Source organism: Sediminihabitans luteus (assembly GCF_002797595.1).
Taxonomy (GTDB): Bacteria; Actinomycetota; Actinomycetes; order Actinomycetales; family Cellulomonadaceae; genus Paraoerskovia; species Paraoerskovia lutea.
This window is the reverse complement of record NZ_PGFE01000003.1, coordinates 166,156-182,664: the sequence shown is the minus strand read 5'-3', so window position 1 is coordinate 182,664 and position 16,509 is coordinate 166,156. Positions and strand designations below refer to the sequence as shown.

The window sequence follows — 16,509 nt, the reverse complement described above, 5'->3', positions numbered from 1 at the left end:
CTGTGCACGACCAAGGTGCACGCTGGGTAACGTACGTCACACAGCGGCGCGAATGTGGCTCAAGTGTTAAATCCGTGAAACATCCGGTGAATCGTTACCGAGACGTGCTGCAAGTCACGGCGGCCTCGGCACACGACAGGGTCGGGGCGGCAGGCCGCGCCCGCCGTCGCCCGACCGGGCCCGAGACGCAGGGAGCGCGCGTTGCCCGACCACGACCGTCGCTGGTTCGACGACCTCTTCACCGCGCACGCGGGCGCGGTGCTGCGGTTCCTGCGCCGCCGCATGCCGTCGGGCGCGGTCGACGCCGAGGACCTCGCGGCCGACGTGCTCGCGACCGCGTGGCGCCGCCGCGACGACGTGCCCGACGGCCACGAGCTCGCGTGGCTCTACCGCACCGCCGGGTTCGTGCTCGCCAACCACCGCCGCCGCGCCGCCGCCGTCCCGCTCGCGGAGATGCCCGAGCCCCGCGCGGACGACGTGCCCGACCTCGACCCCGCGGCGCTCGCGGTCACGGACGACGCCGTGCGGCGCGCCCTCGCCGCGCTCTCGCCGCGCGACCGCACCATCCTCGTGCTGTGCGCCTGGGAGGGCGTGGGCGGCGACGACCTCGCGGTCGTGCTCGGCACCAGCCGTGGCGGTGCGGACGCCGCGCTGTCCCGCGCCCGGTCCCGGTTGCGCGCGGTCTGGGCCGAGGTGTCGGACGACGAGGGGCCGGCCAGGTCCGTGCGCGGCGCAAGCCCGGGGCGGCCCGGGACACGAACGGGGGGAGCCGCGGGCAGCGCGGCGGGCAGGACGACGGGCAGGACGGCGAGGGACGGGTGACGGGCGTGCGGGACGACGGACAGGACGGATCCCGGGCCGACGGGTCCGTGGGGCGCGAGCGCGAGCACGACGGCGAGCACACGGGCGACGTGCGGTCGATCGGGGCCGCCGGGGCGGAGGACGTCGCGTGGCAGCGGTTGAAGGCGGCAGACCCGCACCGCGCCGCCGAACTGGCCCGTTCCGCCGAACTGGAGGGCACCGCTGACCTCGACGCGCTCGCCCGCGTGCGGGCCGCGACCGACGAGCGCGTGCGCGCCCAGGCCGCGGCCGAGCCCGGCCCGGCGCGCGCCGGTGCGCACCGCTGGGGATCGCACCGGGCCGTGCTCCTGGCGGCGTGCGCGGCGGGGGTGCTCGTCGTCGGCGGCGCGGGGTACGTCGCAGGAGCAGGGCGGGGCGGATCCTTCGACGCCTCGCTCGCGGACCAGGCGGGCACGGGGTCGGGCGCCGAGCAGGCGGACGCGGGCCTCGCCGGGCCGGGCTCGGCGGACGCGTCGGAGGAGCTTCCCGCGACCGGCGCGGCCGACGCCGCGTCGTCGTGGGCGTGGCCCGCGACCCCCGAGCGGATCGTGTTCACCGCGGGCGACCTGCCGACCGGCCCGGCCACGGCCGAGGCCTGGGGCTTCGACGCGACGTCGGTCGCGACGTCCGCGGGGGCGTCGCGGGTCGCGGACGCGCTCGGCGTGCCCGGCGAGCCGCGCTACGCCTGGGGGGCGTGGACCGTGGGCACGGACGAGAGGCAGCTCAGCGTGCAGGTCGACGGGCAGGCGTCGGCCTGGTACACCGACGCCCGTGTCGACCTGTGGGCGTGCGGGGACGACGCGGCGTCGTCGACGGGCGACGGCTCTGCGCGTGAGGACGGCTCTGCGCTTGAGGACGGTACTGCTCTCGACGACGGCTCGGTGCTTGACGACGGTTCTGCGCTCGCGGACAGCCCCGGGATCCCGGTCGACGGGTGCGACGGTGCCGCCGACGCGCCCGACGTCGCCGACGCCGAGCAGCAGGCCCGCGACCTCCTCGCGACGCTCGGGGTCACCGCCGGCCTCCCGGCGGGCGCGACGGTCGCGGTCGAGGCCGACGCGGAGGCCGCCTCGCCCGTCGTCCACGTCACGGCGACGCTCGAGCTCGGCGGCGTCGCGACGTCGACCACGTGGGGCGTGGGCGTGGGCCCCGAGGGCGTGACCGACTTCTCGGGACCCCTCGCTCCCGTGGTCGAGCTCGGGCAGCGTCCGGTCGTGAGCCCGGTCGAGGCGGTCGCCCGGCTCGGCGACCCGCGGTTCACGCCCACGCTCGTCGACGACCCGGCGGTGGACGGGCCGCCGATCGGGATCATGGAGGACGAGCCGGAGCAGGGCGAGGACGCGCCGGTCGCGCTGCCGCCCGCCCCGACCCCGGGCGGCGACGTGGCCTGGCCGGTCGAGGACGTCCGGATCACGGGCGCGACCCTCGGCACGGTCGACGTGGTCGACGACGCCGGCACCATGACCCTCGAGCCCGCGTACCTGCTCGCCGCGGACGACGGTCGGGTCTGGTCGGTCCTCGCGGTCGCGGAGTCCGTGATCGACACCACGGCCGGACGCTGATCGCCCGCGGGACGGCCCGGACCGGGCGGCGCTGGCTCAGTGCGGCCTGCTCAGCGCGGCCTGCTCAGCGCGGCCACCTCAGTGCGGCCTGCTTAGCGCGGCGAAGCTCGCGTGGAGGTTCCAGAACTGCTGCCTCGGCAGCGACGTGCCGTCGAGGGCGGCCTCGAAGTAGCTCAGGTGCGTCATCCACCCCGCGCGGTAGTCGTCCACGAGGTCGTCGCGCAGCGCGACGTGCTCGAGCGTGAGGCACGTCCTCGCCGGGTCGTCGTGCACGAGGTCGACGCGGACGCGGGACCTCGGCTCGTCGGGAAAGTCCCAGGTCATCTCCAGGAGGGCTGGGGGTTCGAGGCGCAGGACCTCGCTGCGCGAGACGGCTCCGCTCCCGTGGTCGACGTCCACCCGGCCGCCGACGGCGAGGTCCCACCCGAGGGGCTCGCCCAGCCAGCGGGGTACGAGGCTCGGGTCGGTCAGGCCGCGCCACGCGCGGTCACGGTCGTGCGTCACGCCCCAGACGATCGTGAGCGTCGAGCCGTGGCGGTTCCACGAGGACAGCGGCATCCCGTCAGTATCGGTCAGCGTCGGCCTCGCCACCGTGTTCAGTCGCCACCGTGCCCGTCGGCACCGTGTTCAGTCGGCGCCGTGGCCGCCGACGGTCGTGTTCCCCGGGTTCGTCCTACCCTGGCCGGGGCGCCCCGCCCGGCCGAGCCTCGCGGGCGCCCAGCCACCACGACGAAGGAGACAGCATGCCGCACCGCATCGCACGTACCGCATGGAACGGGACCCTCGAGGAGGGCACCGGGCAGGTCGAGCTCACGAGCTCGGGCGCCGCGACGTTCGACGTGTCGTTCCCGCGCCGCGCCGCCGAGGACGCCGAGGGCGTCACGAGCCCGGAGGAACTCATCGCGGCCGCGCACTCGTCCTGCTTCGCGATGCAGCTCTCCGCGCTGCTCGCGGCCGCGGGCGCGACGCCGGTCGCGCTCGAGGTCTCGGCCGACGTCGCGCTCGGCGAGGACCCGGCCGGCGGGTTCCGCATCCCGACGATCGCGATCACGGTGCGCGGCGAGGTCGAGGGCATCGACGCCGCGAGGTTCGCCGAGGTCGCGGCCGAGGCGAAGGCCACGTGCCCGGTCTCGAAGGCGCTCACGGGCACCGAGATCACGCTCGAGGCGACGCTCGAGTCCTGACCCGGGCGTCAGAGCAGCGGCGGGCTCGCGGGCGTCGCGTCGTCCGCGAAGCCCGCGGCCAGCTCGGTGATCGCCTCGCGGCTCGTGCGGGTCGGTGACCATCGCAGCAGGGTGCGCGCGAGGCTCGTGTCGAGCACGGGCGCGCCGAGCGCGAGGTCGACCCAGCCCGGGTCCATGGGCAGCGCGCGCAGCCGCCACGCGGCGTCGACGGCCGTGCGCGCGGTCCGGGCCGCGACGAGCCGCAGCTTGCCGTCGGCGACCACGTCGGCGACGTCCTGCGCGTGCAGGATGTCGTCGGCCGCGACGTTGAACACGCCCGGCTGCCGTTGGACCACGATCCGCCGGTACGCGTCGGCGAGGTCGGCGGCGTGCACGACCTGGAGCCGCAGGCCCTCGGGCCACACGAGCACGGGGACCGTGCCGTCGCGGCGCAGCGGCAGCGCGGCGAGCGGGCCGAGGAAATACCGGGCGATCTCGCTCGCGGCCTCGCGCTGCACCACGATCGCCGAGCGCACGGCGGTGAACACCGTCCCGGGGTGGCGTCGTGAGTGCTCGGCGAGGAGGTCCTCGGCGACGGTCTTGTCGACGCTGTAGCCCGACGACGTGATGCCGCGGGCGGGCCAGTCCTCGCGCCGCGGCGTCTCGACGGGGCTCGCGGAGTACGCGCCGACGGACGAGGCGAGCACGACGTGCCGGACACCGGCCTCGGCCGCGGCGTCGAGCACGCGGCGCGTCCCGCCGACGTTGGTGCGCCGCAGCAGCTCGCGCTCGTGGCTCGGCTGCACGGCCCATGCGAGGTGGACGACGACGTCCGCGCCCGCGAACGCCTCGTGCAGCGGGTCCGGGGCGCCGTCGGGCACGGGGGCCGACAGGTCGACGCGCACCCAGGTCGCGGCGTCGTGCGGGAACCGGACCGTGCTCGAGCCGTCGGCGCGCGGCACGCGGCGGGCGACGCCCACGAGCGACGTGACGACGGGCTCGTGCGCGAGGGCGGCGAGCAGCGCCGTCCCCACGTTCCCGCTCGCACCGACCACGACCACGCGCATGCTGGACCTCCGGGGGGTTAGGGCCTGCGTCGACGCTATCGGCTGCGGGTGCCCGCCGCCTGCCGACGCAGGTCAGCGCGTCCCGGCGGCGCCCGTGATCGTGGTCAGGGCGGTGCGGGTCGGCTCGGGGAGCTCGGGGGCGAGCACCGCGAGGCTCGCGACGATCATCTCCTCGAGCGCGTCGCGGTCGAGCACCCGGTCGTCGGCGAGCCACGACGCCGTGATGTTCTCGACGAGCGCGACCCACCCGCGGGCGAGCGTGCGCAGGCGGGGGGAGGGGTCGACGCCGATCGTGACGGCCGTCAGGGCCATCCGGTCGACCAGGGCGTCGCGCACCACGTCGAGGGCCTCGCGCGTGGGCGGGTCGGTCGCGAGCGCGCCGAGCCAGACGTCCTGCCAGATGCGTCGCCGCGCGAGCACGGCCGAGACGAACGCGTGCGCGAGGTACCCCGGACGCGCGGCCGCGGGGAGCGTGGGCGGGGCGACGAGCGCGGCGTCGAGCTCCGCGACCGCGACCGCCGCGACGTCGCGGCGCAGGCCCGTCGTGGAGTCGAAGTAGTGGAAGACGAGGGCCTTGGAGCGGCCGGCGCGTGCGGCGACGTCGGCCGGGGCGAGGTCGGCGAGCCCGGCGTCGTCGGCCTGCGCGACCGCGGCCTCGAGCAGCTCGCGACGGCGGTCCTCGGGCTCGCGGCGGGCGGCGCGGCGGGTCGGGGGCGTCATGGGGCCAGTCTGCCCGCACTGTTGACCATGAGTCAACAAGAGGCGTAGCGTTGTTGACCGTCAGTCAACACGTTCGGAGGACCGGTGCAGATCACGCTCGACCAGGTGCGCGTCGACGGGCGGCGCGACCCGCTGCTCGCGCCCTTCTCCGGCACGCTCGCGACGCGCGAGCGCGTCCTCGTCGCCGCCGAGCCGGGCCATGGGCACACCGCGCTCGCGCTCGTCGCGACCGGCCGCATGCGGCCCGCGGGCGGGTCCGTCGTGCTCGACGCCGGCGACCGCGCGGTGGTCGGGGCGCGCACGCTGCGCGACGTCTCCGCCGTCGTCGACGTGCCCGGCATCACCGAGCCCGACGACGCGCTCACGGTCGCGGACGTCGTCGCCGAGGGACTCACGTTCGCGGGCCTGCGCGCGTGGCCCGGTGACGTCGCCCGGTGGATCGCCGCGTACGCGTGCGGCAGCGCCCTCGACCGCCGCGCCCGCGTCGACCAGCTCGCCGGGCCCGACCGGACGGCGCTGCTCACCGCGCTCGCCGCGGCACGGCCCGACGTGCGGTTCCTCGTGCTCGTGCTGCCCGACCGGCACGGCGGCGACCCGCACGCGACCTGGGAGCTCGCCCGGCACTACGCCGAGCAGGGGTACGGCGTGCTCGTCGGCGCGACCCGCGCCACCGCGCGCCTCCTGGGAGCCGAGCTGCTCGGCGCACGCTCCGCCGACCCGCTGCACTCGCCGCCCGAGATCGCGCTCGCCGAACGGTTCCCCGAGCCGGAGCCCGAGCCGGAGCCCGCGCCAGAACCCGGCCCGGCGGCGTCCGACACCGCGCCCGACCACGACACCCGCGACACCCGCGACATCCACGACACCCACGACACCCACGACACCGAACCCGAGGACCCCCGATGACCCCGCTGCGCCTTTCGCTCTCCGAGCTGCGGCGGCTCACGTCCGGCACGCTGCCGCGGCTCGCGGTGCTCGCCATGGCGATCATCCCGACGCTCTACGCGGGGCTGTACCTGTTCGCGAACCACGACCCGTACGGGCGGCTCGACGAGGTGCCCGCGGCGGTCGTCGTGCAGGACCGCGGCGCGACCACGACGGACCCGGCGACGGGCGCGACGTCGACCGTCTCCTACGGGCAGGACGTCGCCGACCAGCTCGAGGACGACGGCGGGTTCGCGTGGGTCCCCACGAGCGAGGCCGCGGCCGAGGAGGGCGTGCGCGACGGCACGTTCGACGCCGCGCTGATCGTCGGCCCGGACTTCTCGGCCGACCTCGTCTCGGCGGGCGAGCTCGCACCCCACCAGGCGAGCCTGCGCCTGGTCACGAACGACGCCAACAACTACCTCGCGACGACCATCGCGAACACCATCGTGGGCGAGGTTCGCGACGCGGTCGCGTCGCAGGTGGGCGAGGAGGCCGCGACCCAGTTCCTCGACGGGTTCGCCGAGATCCACACGAACCTCGCCGACGCGCTCGACGGCGCCGACCAGCTCCTCGACGGCAGCGGGCGGCTCGCCGACGGCGTCACGCAGGCGCACGACGGCGCGACCACCCTCGCCGCGGGCGCGCAGGACGCCGCCGACGGCGCCGCGGACCTCGCCGACGGCGCGTCCGCGCTGCACACCGCGACGGGCACGCTCGCCGACGGGGCCACGGACCTCAGCACCGGCGCGACCGCGCTCGACACCGGCGCGAGCACCCTCGCCGACGGCGCCACGGACCTCTCCGCGGGCCTCGACCGGCTGCGCGACGCGACGTCCGACCTCCCGGCCGACGCCCGCACGCTCGCCGACGGTGCCCGGCAGGTCGCCGACGGCAACGCGAGCGTCGCGGGCTACGGCGACCAGGCCGCGCAGGCCGCCGACGACCTCGTCGCGGGCCTCGCCGACGCGCGCACCGACCTCGAGCGGACGCTGCTCGACCAGGGCGTGCCGCAGGACACCGTCGACGCCGTCCTCGCCGCGCTCGACGACCAGGTCGGCCCGCTCACCGACGCCGCGGACGACGTCCGGGGCGCGGCCGACCAGCTCGACGCGCTCTCGGCCGGGGCGCAGGACGTCGCGGACGGTGCCGAGACCCTCGCCGACGCGGCCCCCGACCTCGCCCAGGGCGTCGCCGACGCCGCGGACGGCGGGGACGACCTCGCCGCCGGGGCGTCCGACCTCGCGACCGGGGCCGGGACCCTCGCGGACGGCGCGTCCGACCTCGCGGCGGGCGCGACCTCGCTCGACACCGGGGCCGGGACCCTTGCGACGGGCGCGGGCACGCTTGCGACCGGCACCGGGGACCTCTCCGCGGGTGCGAGCACGCTCGCCGACGGCACGTCCGACCTCGTCGACGGCGCGGGCGACCTCGTCGACGGCACGACCGACCTGCGCGACGGTCTCGCCGACGGCCTGGCCCAGGTGCCGAACCCCGACGACGACACCGCCGCCGCGACCGCCGAGACCCTCGGCGACCCCGTCGCGGTCGACGCCTCCGAGCTCTCGTCCGCCGGGACGTACGGCGGCGGGCTCGCCCCGTTCTTCCTCAGCCTCGCGACGTGGATCGGCGCCTACGTGCTGTTCCTGCTCGTGCGCCCGCTCTCCACGCGGGCCCTGGCCGCGGGACGGCCCGCGTGGCAGGCCGCGGTCGGCGGCTGGCTCACCCCGTTCCTCGTCGGCGTCGTACAGGTGCTCGCGATGCTCGCCGTGACGTGGTTCGGGCTCGGCATCACGCCCGTGCACGGGATCGGCGCGGCGCTGTTCCTCGTGCTGCTCACCGCGACGTTCGTCGCGATCCTGCAGGCGCTCAACGTGTGGCTCGGCGCCGCCGGGCAGTTCCTCGGCCTCGTGCTCATGCTCGTGCAGCTCGTCAGCGCGGGCGGCACGTTCCCCTGGCAGACCCTGCCCGAGCCGCTGCGCACGTTCCACCACATGCTGCCCATGACCTACGGGGTCGAGGGGCTGCGGCACCTGCTGTTCGGGGGCGACCCCGCCGCGGTGTGGACAGCCGTCGCGGTGCTCGTCGCGTTCCTCGTCGGGGCGCTCGCGGTGACGACGTGGGCGGCGTCGCGGCAGCGCGTGTGGACCGTCACGCGCCTGCAGCCCGAGCTCGTGCTCTGACCCGCCGCACCCCGGACACCTCGGGTGCGCACCCGTGCGAGGGTGCGAGAATCGCAGCGTGTCCGACGCGCCCGCACCCACCGCACTGACCGCCGCACCGACCCCGCCGCCCGCCCAGGAGTCGGCGGAGCAGCGCGTGCACGACGCCGAGGTCGAGGCCGAACGCGCGGCCGCGCAGGCCCGCGAGGCCGTCGCCGAGGCCCTGCGCTCGGTCATGTCGGGCACGGTCGAGACCGGCACGCGCCGACGCGCCGAGTACTCGACGGACGCGTCGAACTACCGGGTCGTGCCCGACGTGGTCGCGTTCCCGACCACGGTCGAGGACGTCGTCGCCGCGGCCGCGATGGCGCGCGAGGTCGGCGTCCCGCTGACCCTGCGCGGGGGCGGCACGTCGACCGCGGGCAACTCGATCGGCTCGGGCGTCGTGCTCGACGTCTCGCGGCACCTGCACGAGATCCTCGAGGTCGACCCCGGCACCTCGACCGCGCGCGTGCAGCCCGGCGTCGTCATGTCGTCGCTGCAGAAGGCCGCCGCGCCGCACGGGCTGCGGTTCGGGCCCGACCCGTCGACGCAGAACCGCGCGACGCTCGGCGGCATGATCGGCAACAACGCGTGCGGTCCGCACGCCGTCGCCTACGGCCGCACGGTCGAGAACGTGGTCGCGCTCGACGTCGTCGACGGCCGCGGCCGACGGTTCACGGCGGGCGCGGGCGACAAGACGTTCGCGCAGGTGCCGGGGCTCGCCGAGCTCGTCGCCGAGAACCTCGCGCTGATCCGCACCGAGTTCGGCCGGTTCGGCCGCCAGGTCTCGGGCTACTCGCTCGAGCACCTGCTGCCCGAGAACGGCTCCGACCTCGCCAAGGCGCTCGTGGGCACCGAGGGCACGGTCGTGACGATCCTCGAGGCGACCGTGCGGCTGGTGCCGGTCCCGAAGCAGCCCACGCTCGTCGTGCTCGGGTACGACGACATGCCGAGCGCGGCCGACGACGTCGTCGCGCTGCTCCCGCTCGAGCCCCTCGCGATCGAGGGGCTCGACGCGCGCCTCGTCGACGTCGTGCGACGGCACAAGGGCGCCGCGTCGGTGCCCGAGCTCCCCGCGGGCGCGGGCTGGCTCATGGTCGAGGTCGCGGGCGACACCCCCGAGGCCGCGCAGGCGAACGCCGAGAAGATCGTGGCGGCGTCGGCGAGCACCGCGACGATGATCCTGCCCGCAGGGCCCGACGCGACCAAGATGTGGCAGATCCGGGCGGACGGCGCGGGGCTGGGTGGGCGCACCCCGGCGGGCGAGCAGGCGTGGCCGGGATGGGAGGACTCCGCGGTGCCGCCCGAGAAGCTCGGTGCGTACCTGCGCGACCTCGAGGCGCTCATGGCGCGCTACGGCGTGGACGGCCTGGTGTTCGGGCACTTCGGCGACGGCTGCGTGCACATGCGCATCGACGTTCCGCTGAACGAGACCGGCTCGGTGCTGCGCACGTTCCTGACCGACGCGGCGATGCTCGTGGGCACGTACGGCGGCTCGCTCTCGGGCGAGCACGGCGACGGACGCGCCCGGTCCGAGCTGCTGCCCCTCATGTACTCGGCCGAGGCGATCGAGCTCATGGAGAAGTTCAAGGCGCTGTTCGACCCGAAGGAGCTGCTCAACCCGGGCGTCGTGGTGCACCCGGCCGGCATCGACGAGGACCTGCGGCGCCCGCTCGCGCTGCCGCTGCTCGCCAAGGCCCCCGCCGACGCGAAGGGCATGCAGAAGAAGTCCGGCTACGTCGGGTTCTCGTTCGCGCACGACCACCACGACATGACGACGGCGGTGCACCGCTGCGTGGGCGTCGGCAAGTGCCGCTCGGACACGTCCGCGTCGGGCGGCTTCATGTGCCCGTCGTACCAGGCGACCAAGGACGAGAAGGACGTCACGCGGGCCCGCGCCCGCGTGCTGCAGGAGGCCGTCAACGGCACGCTCGTCGGCGGGCTCTCGGCGCCCGAGGTGCGCGACTCGCTCGACCTGTGCCTGAGCTGCAAGGCGTGCTCGTCCGACTGCCCCGCGGGCGTCGACATCGCGCAGTACAAGTCCGAGTCGCTGTACCGCACGTACAAGGGGAAGCTGCGTCCGGTCGACCACTACACGCTCGGCTGGCTGCCGCGGTGGGCGCGCCTGGTCACCGGGATGCCGCGCCTCGCCAACAAGGTGCTGTCGTACCGCCCGATCGCGAAGGCGGTCCTGTGGGGCGGCGGCATGGACACGCGCCGGAACATGCTCGAGTTCGCCGAGGTGCCGTTCCGCACCTGGTGGAAGCGCGGCGGCGCGTCGAACGGCGTCCCCGGCCTCGGCCTCGACCAGGTGCCGGGCCGCCCGCCCGTCGCGGGCCGGCCCAAGGTCGTGCTGTGGACCGACTCGTTCTCCGACTCGTTCGACCCCGAGGTGCCGCAGGCGGCGCTCAGCGTGCTGCGGGCGGCCGGCTACGACGTCGTCGTCCCCGACCAGGAGGTCTGCTGCGGTCTCACGTGGATCAGCACGGGGCAGCTCGACGGTGCGCGCTCGCGCCTGTCGACCCTGCTCACGGTGCTCGGCCCGTACGCAGTCAACGGCATCCCGATCGTCGGGCTCGAGCCCTCGTGCACCGCGGTGCTGCGCTCCGACCTGCTCGACCTGTTCCCCGACGACCCGCGCGCGCAGGCCGTCGCCGGGGCGACGCACACGCTCGCGCAGCTCCTCGCGTCGCCCGAGCACGGGCCCGCGCCCGAGACCGGGTGGCAGATGCCCGACCTCTCGGACGTGACCGCCGTCGTCCAGCCGCACTGCCACCAGCACGCCGTCATGGGGTTCCGCGCCGAGGAGAAGCTGCTCACCGAGGCGGGCGCAACCATCACGACGCTCGCCGGCTGCTGCGGCCTCGCCGGGAACTTCGGCATGCAGAAGGGGCACTACGAGACGTCGGTCGCGGTCGCGGAGAACTCGCTGCTGCCCGCGCTGCGCGACGCCCCCGAGGGGTCGGTGTACCTCGCGGACGGGTTCTCGTGCCGCACGCAGGCCGACGACCTCGCGGGCGTGCAGGGCGTGAGCCTCGCGCAGCTGCTCGCCGACCGGCTCGCGTAGCGGCTGCCCGGCGCGCACGCCCGGCGCGCGCGGCCACCAGGTGGGCGGCCCGGATGCGCCGCCCACCCGCGCCCCCGACACTGGAGGCCGGAGCAGTGGAGGGAGCCGGTCATGGCCGTCGTGTCACGAGGGTTCGGCGGACGCCGTGAGCCCACCGAGAAGCCGTTGCCGCCCGGGCAGTTCCTGACCGAGGACTTCCCGGTCCTCTCGGCGGGCCCGACGCCCAACGTCGACGAGTCGCGCTGGGAGTTCTCGATCCACACCGAGACCGGCGAGGCGCACCGTTGGGACTGGGCCGCGCTGCAGGCGATGGACGCCGAGGACGTCTCGACCGACATCCACTGCGTGACGCGCTGGTCCAAGCTCGGCACCGGCTGGCGCGGCGTCCCGCTCGACGCGTTCTTCGCGGACGTCGAGACCGAGGACGATTTCGTCATGGCCCACTCGTACGGCGGGTACACCACGAACCTGCCGCTCGACGACCTGCTCGACGGCAAGGCGTGGCTCGCGTACGAGTTCGAGGGCGAGCCGCTCGCTCCCGTGCACGGCGGGCCCGTGCGGCTGCTCGTGCCGCACCTGTACTTCTGGAAGAGCGCCAAGTGGATCCGCAGCCTCGTGACGCAGGCGGACGACGTCCCCGGGTTCTGGGAGCAGAACGGCTACCACGCGTACGGCGACCCGTGGCTCGAGCAGCGGTACTCGTGATCGGGCGTGAGGGATCGGTCGTGAGGGATCAGTCGTGAGGGGTCTGGCGTGACGGAGCAGTGGCACGTGGCCCAGGTCGTGGGCACGACGCCGGTCACGGCGTCCGCGCGGGCCGTGACGCTCGCCGTGCCCGGGTTCGCGGGGGCCGTGGCCGGCCAGCACGTCGACGTGCGGCTCACCGCACCCGACGGCTACCAGGCGGCCCGCTCGTACTCGCTCGCGGCGGTCGGCGCCGACGAGCGCGTCGAGCTCGCGGTCGACCGGGTGCCCGACGGGGAGGTCTCGCCCTACCTCGTCGACGAGCTGCGCGTGGGCGACCGCATGGAGGTCCGCGGGCCGCTCGGCGGGTGGTTCGTGTGGCGTCCCGAGGACGTCGGGCCCGTGCAGCTCGTCGCGGGCGGGTCGGGGATCGTGCCGCTCGCCGCGATGGTGCGCGCGCGCCGCGACGCGGGGCCCGAGGTCGCGGCGCGCGCGCCGTTCCGGCTGCTGTACTCGGTGCGCACGCCGCAGGACGCGTTCTTCGCCGACGAGCTCGAAGCCGCGGTCGACCTCACGTGGGCCTACACCCGGCGGACGCCGCCCGGATGGCCCCGCCCCGCACGGCGCCTCGACGCCGCCGACCTCGCGGCGAGCACGTTCGCGCCGTCCGACGACCTGACGGTGCTCGTGTGCGGGCCGACGGCGTTCGTCGAGACGGTCGCGGGGCTGCTGCTGGAGGCGGGCCACGACCCGGCGCGGGTCAAGACCGAGAGGTTCGGAGGTGCGTCATGACGGAATCTCCCGACGGCGGTGCGCTCGACGGCAACGCGCTCGACGGCAATGCGCTCGCGGGGCCGCTCGCCGCGGTCTACGCGTTCGACGTGACGCGCGCGCTCGCGCGGTGCGCGCACTGCGGGGACGTCTCGGTGGTCGCGTGCGCCGTGGTGTTCGTGACGGCGATGGGCACGGTCGCGCGCTGCCGCGAGTGCGGCGAGGTGCTGCTCGTCGTGGTCGGGACGCCGACCGGCACGAGCGTCGCCGCGCGCGGCGTGGCCTGGGTGCGGGCCTGACGAGCGGCCGACGGATCAGCGCTGCGCGCGGCGCAGACCGACCGCGAGCTCGGCGGCCTGGACGAGCACGTACGTGAACCCTGACGCGAGCGGGGCCAGGAGCCACGCGGCGGACCCGTCGACCCCGGCGGCCACGCCGAGCGCGACGCCCACGCCTGCGGCGACCGCGAGCACGTCGGACGCCGTCGCGAGCAGCAGGGCCCGGGCCGGCTCGGGCACGCCCTCGGTCGGGTCGCGGCGGATCAGCGCCGCGACCACGAGGTTGAGCACCGAGAACGCGAGCACCGCGCACAGCGCGAAGCCCATGACCTCGCCGGGGGTGGGGGAGTCGTGGTTCGCGGCGACGGCCCCGTAGGTCGCGGTGACCGTGATCGAGTACCCGAACGCCTGGGCGTTGCCCGTGACCGAGAGGCTCAGCCCGTGCAGCAGCAGCCGTCGGGGTCGGACGCCGGAGGTCCGGCTCGCGTCGTCCGGCGCGGCATGGTCCTGCCCGGCGTCGTCGGCTGCCTCGTGCGTCACGGTCCGACGCTACGGCCCGCCCCCACCACCCGCGACCGCGCGATCTGTCACGCGATTCCGCCGAATCGCGTGACAGATCGCGCGGTCGGCCGAGCGTGCTGCGCCGGGTTCTCCGCCAAGTCCCGCGTCGAGTTCTGTACGGCGTCGTCGACCGCGGCGCCGAGCACGTCGACGGCCTCGGCGAGACGCGCGTCGGCGAGATTGCCGTAGCCGACGACGAGCGCCTCGCGGGTCGTCGGGGTCATGCGGTACCGGCGGGCGTCCGTGAGGGTGGCGCCCCGGAGCGAGGCCCGGCGTGCGACGTCCGCCCCCGTGGCTCCCGGGGGCAGGGCGAGCACGACGTGCATCCCGGCCGCGACCCCGGAGACCTCGCACCCGGGGAGCCGCGCGGCCAGCGCGGCGAGGAGCGCGTCGCGACGCCGCGCGTAGCGGCGGCGGGTCGAGCGCAGATGGCGTTCGTAGCCGCCCTCGTGCAGGAACCGCGCCAGGGTGAGCTGGTCGATCGTCGACGGGGCGGCGGCGCGGGCCTGCGCGACCGACGCCCGCAGCGCGGGAGGCAGCACGGCCCAGCCGAGGGCGAACGCCGGCGAGAGCGTCTTGCTGAGGGACCCGAGCAGTGCGACGTGGTCGGGGGCGACGCCCTGGAGCGTGCCCACCGGGCGGCGGTCGTACCGGAACTCGGCGTCGTAGTCGTCCTCGATCACGAGCCCGTCGACGTCCTGCGCCCAGCGCACGACGGCGTCGCGCCGCCCGGGCGCGAGGACCGTGCCCACCGGGAACTGGTGGGCGGGGGTGATCAGCGCGAGGCGTGCGCCGGTGCGCTCGGCGGCCGTGACGAGGGCGCGGGCGTCGACACCCTCGGCGTCGACCGGCACGGGCACCGGGGTCAGGCCCGCCGCCGCGGCGACGTCGCGCAGCCGCGGCCAGCTCGGGTCCTCGACGAGGAGGGCGCGGTGCCCGGCGGCGCGCAGCACGCGCACGAGGGTCGTCATCGCGTCGGTCGAGCCGTGCGTGACCAGCAGGTCGTCGGGCGTGCAGCGCACGGCGCGCGACCGGGCGAGGTAGGAGGCGAGCGCGGTGCGCAGCCCCGGGTGTCCGGAGACGTCGGGCGCCGCGAGCTCGTCGTGCGGCACGGTCGCGAGAGCGTCACGCGCCGCCCGTGACCAGGCCGCGCGAGGGATCGCCCTCAGGTCGGGGACGCCGGCCGCGAGGTCGAGCCGCGACCTGCCGACCTGCCGTGGTGCGGCAGTCGGTGTTGCGGCGTGCGGTGCTGAGACAGGCGGTGCTGCGGCCGGTGGGCCACCCGAACGGGCCGCCCGAGGGCTGGTCGGTCGCAGGGGTGCGCGGGTCCCCGACCCGCTCCGAGCCTCGAGGAAGCCCTCGGCGACGAGCTGACCGTACGCCTCCGTCACGGACCACCGGGAGATCCCGAGCCGGTCGGCGAGCGTGCGGCTCGCGGGGAGCCGCGCGCCAGGCGGCACTCGACCGGACTCGACCGCGGTGCGCAGCGCGCGCTCGAGCCGCGCGTGCAGGGGCCCCGGACCTGCCGCGTCGAGGTCGAGGAGCAGGTCGTCGGCCGAAGTGGTCTGGTCGGCAGGCATCGAAGTGGACGGTACACCCGGACCGTTCGCTTCGTAGCGTCAGGAGCGACCGACCGAGCGCCGCGGGACCGCGGCCCACCGAAGGAGAACCATGCGCTACCGCAGCATCGGGGCCGGCACGGCCCGCACCGAGGTCTCGACCCTCTGCCTCGGCACGATGAACATGGGCACGACGACCGACGAGGCGACCTCGTACGCGATCCTCGACCGCTTCCGCGAGGCGGGCGGGACGTTCCTCGACACCGCGAACAACTACAGCTACTGGGCGGGCGGTCACGGCCGGGACAGCGAGGACCTCGTGGGTCGGTGGCTCGCCGAGCGCGGTGCGCGGGACGAGATGCGGGTCGCGACCAAGGTCGGCGCGGCGAAGAAGGACCCGGCGCTGCCACTGTCGAGCACGCCGCCCACGAACTTCCAGGGGCTCGACGCCGCGACCGTGACGCGTGAGGCGCACGAGTCGTTGCGCCACCTCGGGGTCGACCGACTCGACGTCCTGTACGGGCACGTCGACGACCTGGACACACCGCTCGCGGAGACGGTCGGCGCGTTCGGCGCGCTCCAGGAGGAGGGCGTCGTGGGGATCAGCGGCATCTCGAACGTCGCGCTGTGGCGCGTGGTGGAGGCGCGCGAGGAGGCCGCGCGCCAAGGTGTCGCGCCGTACGGCCTGGTGCAGCAGAACCTCTCGTACGTGTACCCGACGCCCGAGCCGGGGCGCCACAACTGGGCCTCGTACGAGCTGCTCGACTACGCCGGCTCCACACGCGTCGACGGGACCGCGCCCCTCGACGTCGTCGCCTACTCGCCGCTGCTCCAGGGGGCGCTCACGCGGGACGACAAGCCGCTGTGGGCGGGGTTCGACCACCCGACGACGCACGAGCGGCTGCGGCTGCTGCGCGAGGTCGCGGCGGCGGTCGGCGCGACGCCGAACCAGGTCGCGATCGCGTGGCTCCTCGGCGGGTCGGTGCCCGTGGTCCCGGTGGTCGGCCCGAGCTCGGTCGCGCAGCTCGACGAGATCCTCGGTGCTGTCGACCTCGACCTCGAGCCCGACGTGCGGTCGCTGCTCGACGCGGCGTAGCGACCGACCCCACCCG

Annotated in this window: 15 protein-coding genes; 10 read left to right on the top strand and 5 right to left on the bottom strand. The window is 75.7% G+C overall.

The genetic code is table 11. The features are described 5' to 3' along the window. The first annotated feature begins 201 nt into the window (after positions 1-201). Both CLV28_RS10500 and CLV28_RS10495 read left to right on the top strand, forming a co-directional pair. On the top strand, positions 202-822 hold the full coding sequence (locus tag CLV28_RS10500; protein WP_157802600.1) for an RNA polymerase sigma factor: 621 nt from the start codon (positions 202-204) through the stop codon (positions 820-822). 5 nt (positions 823-827) lie between these two features. After that, positions 828-2,402 (top strand): hypothetical protein, encoded by a 1,575-nt coding sequence (locus tag CLV28_RS10495; protein WP_157802599.1) that lies wholly within the window; start codon positions 828-830, stop codon positions 2,400-2,402. Positions 2,403-2,480: 78 nt separating this feature from the next. On the opposite strand, the gene CLV28_RS10490 is transcribed toward CLV28_RS10495, so the two are convergent. Continuing rightward, positions 2,481-2,960 (bottom strand): SRPBCC domain-containing protein, encoded by a 480-nt coding sequence (locus tag CLV28_RS10490; RefSeq protein ID WP_100423277.1) that lies wholly within the window; start codon positions 2,958-2,960, stop codon positions 2,481-2,483. Between the two features lie 185 nt (positions 2,961-3,145). Here CLV28_RS10490 and CLV28_RS10485 point away from each other — a divergent pair, with 185 nt between their 5' ends. Continuing rightward, positions 3,146-3,586 (top strand): OsmC family peroxiredoxin, encoded by a 441-nt coding sequence (locus tag CLV28_RS10485; RefSeq protein ID WP_100423276.1) that lies wholly within the window; start codon positions 3,146-3,148, stop codon positions 3,584-3,586. 8 nt (positions 3,587-3,594) lie between these two features. Here the strand turns inward: CLV28_RS10485 and CLV28_RS10480 are convergent, their stop codons facing one another. Then, positions 3,595-4,632, bottom strand: a complete 1,038-nt coding sequence (locus CLV28_RS10480; protein WP_100423275.1) for an NAD-dependent epimerase/dehydratase family protein — start codon at positions 4,630-4,632, stop codon at positions 3,595-3,597. Positions 4,633-4,704: 72 nt separating this feature from the next. Beyond that, positions 4,705-5,352, bottom strand: a complete 648-nt coding sequence (locus tag CLV28_RS10475) for a TetR/AcrR family transcriptional regulator (RefSeq protein WP_100423274.1) — start codon at positions 5,350-5,352, stop codon at positions 4,705-4,707. An 84-nt stretch (positions 5,353-5,436) separates the two neighbouring features. Here CLV28_RS10475 and CLV28_RS10470 point away from each other — a divergent pair, with 84 nt between their 5' ends. From CLV28_RS10470 to CLV28_RS10445, 6 genes are all read left to right on the top strand, one after another. After that, a complete protein-coding gene (locus CLV28_RS10470) occupies positions 5,437-6,255 on the top strand; it encodes a hypothetical protein (RefSeq protein WP_100423273.1) in 819 nt (272 codons plus the stop codon). Next, positions 6,252-8,456: a YhgE/Pip domain-containing protein gene (locus CLV28_RS10465; RefSeq protein WP_100423272.1), complete on the top strand. Its 2,205-nt coding sequence runs from the start codon at positions 6,252-6,254 to the stop codon at positions 8,454-8,456. Before CLV28_RS10470 ends, CLV28_RS10465 begins: the two co-directional genes overlap by 4 nt. A 214-nt stretch (positions 8,457-8,670) precedes the next feature. Beyond that, the gene (locus tag CLV28_RS10460) at positions 8,671-11,544 is read left to right on the top strand and encodes an FAD-binding and (Fe-S)-binding domain-containing protein (RefSeq protein ID WP_100423465.1); all 2,874 of its coding nucleotides are present in this window, start codon (positions 8,671-8,673) and stop codon (positions 11,542-11,544) included. Between the two features lie 111 nt (positions 11,545-11,655). Further along, positions 11,656-12,249 carry a sulfite oxidase-like oxidoreductase gene (locus CLV28_RS10455; RefSeq protein WP_100423271.1) on the top strand — a complete coding sequence of 198 codons (594 nt, stop codon included), beginning with the start codon at positions 11,656-11,658 and terminating at the stop codon, positions 12,247-12,249. Positions 12,250-12,297: 48 nt separating this feature from the next. After that, on the top strand, positions 12,298-13,020 hold the full coding sequence (locus CLV28_RS10450) for a ferredoxin reductase (RefSeq protein WP_239073058.1): 723 nt from the start codon (positions 12,298-12,300) through the stop codon (positions 13,018-13,020). Then, positions 13,017-13,298, top strand: coding sequence for a DUF6510 family protein (locus CLV28_RS10445; RefSeq protein WP_100423269.1), 282 nt, complete (start codon positions 13,017-13,019; stop codon positions 13,296-13,298). Before CLV28_RS10450 ends, CLV28_RS10445 begins: the two co-directional genes overlap by 4 nt. A 15-nt stretch (positions 13,299-13,313) precedes the next feature. On the opposite strand, the gene CLV28_RS10440 is transcribed toward CLV28_RS10445, so the two are convergent. Together CLV28_RS10440 and pdxR are read right to left on the bottom strand one after the other, a co-directional pair. Further along, entirely contained in the window at positions 13,314-13,817 is a 504-nt protein-coding gene (locus CLV28_RS10440; protein ID WP_100423268.1) for a hypothetical protein, read from the bottom strand. 47 nt (positions 13,818-13,864) lie between these two features. Then, on the bottom strand, positions 13,865-15,418 hold the full coding sequence (gene pdxR / locus CLV28_RS10435; RefSeq protein ID WP_100423267.1) for a MocR-like pyridoxine biosynthesis transcription factor PdxR: 1,554 nt from the start codon (positions 15,416-15,418) through the stop codon (positions 13,865-13,867). A gap of 91 nt (positions 15,419-15,509) precedes the next feature. Between pdxR and CLV28_RS10430 the strand changes: the two genes are divergently transcribed. Continuing rightward, positions 15,510-16,493 (top strand): aldo/keto reductase, encoded by a 984-nt coding sequence (locus CLV28_RS10430; RefSeq protein ID WP_100423266.1) that lies wholly within the window; start codon positions 15,510-15,512, stop codon positions 16,491-16,493. Positions 16,494-16,509: the final 16 nt, after the last annotated feature.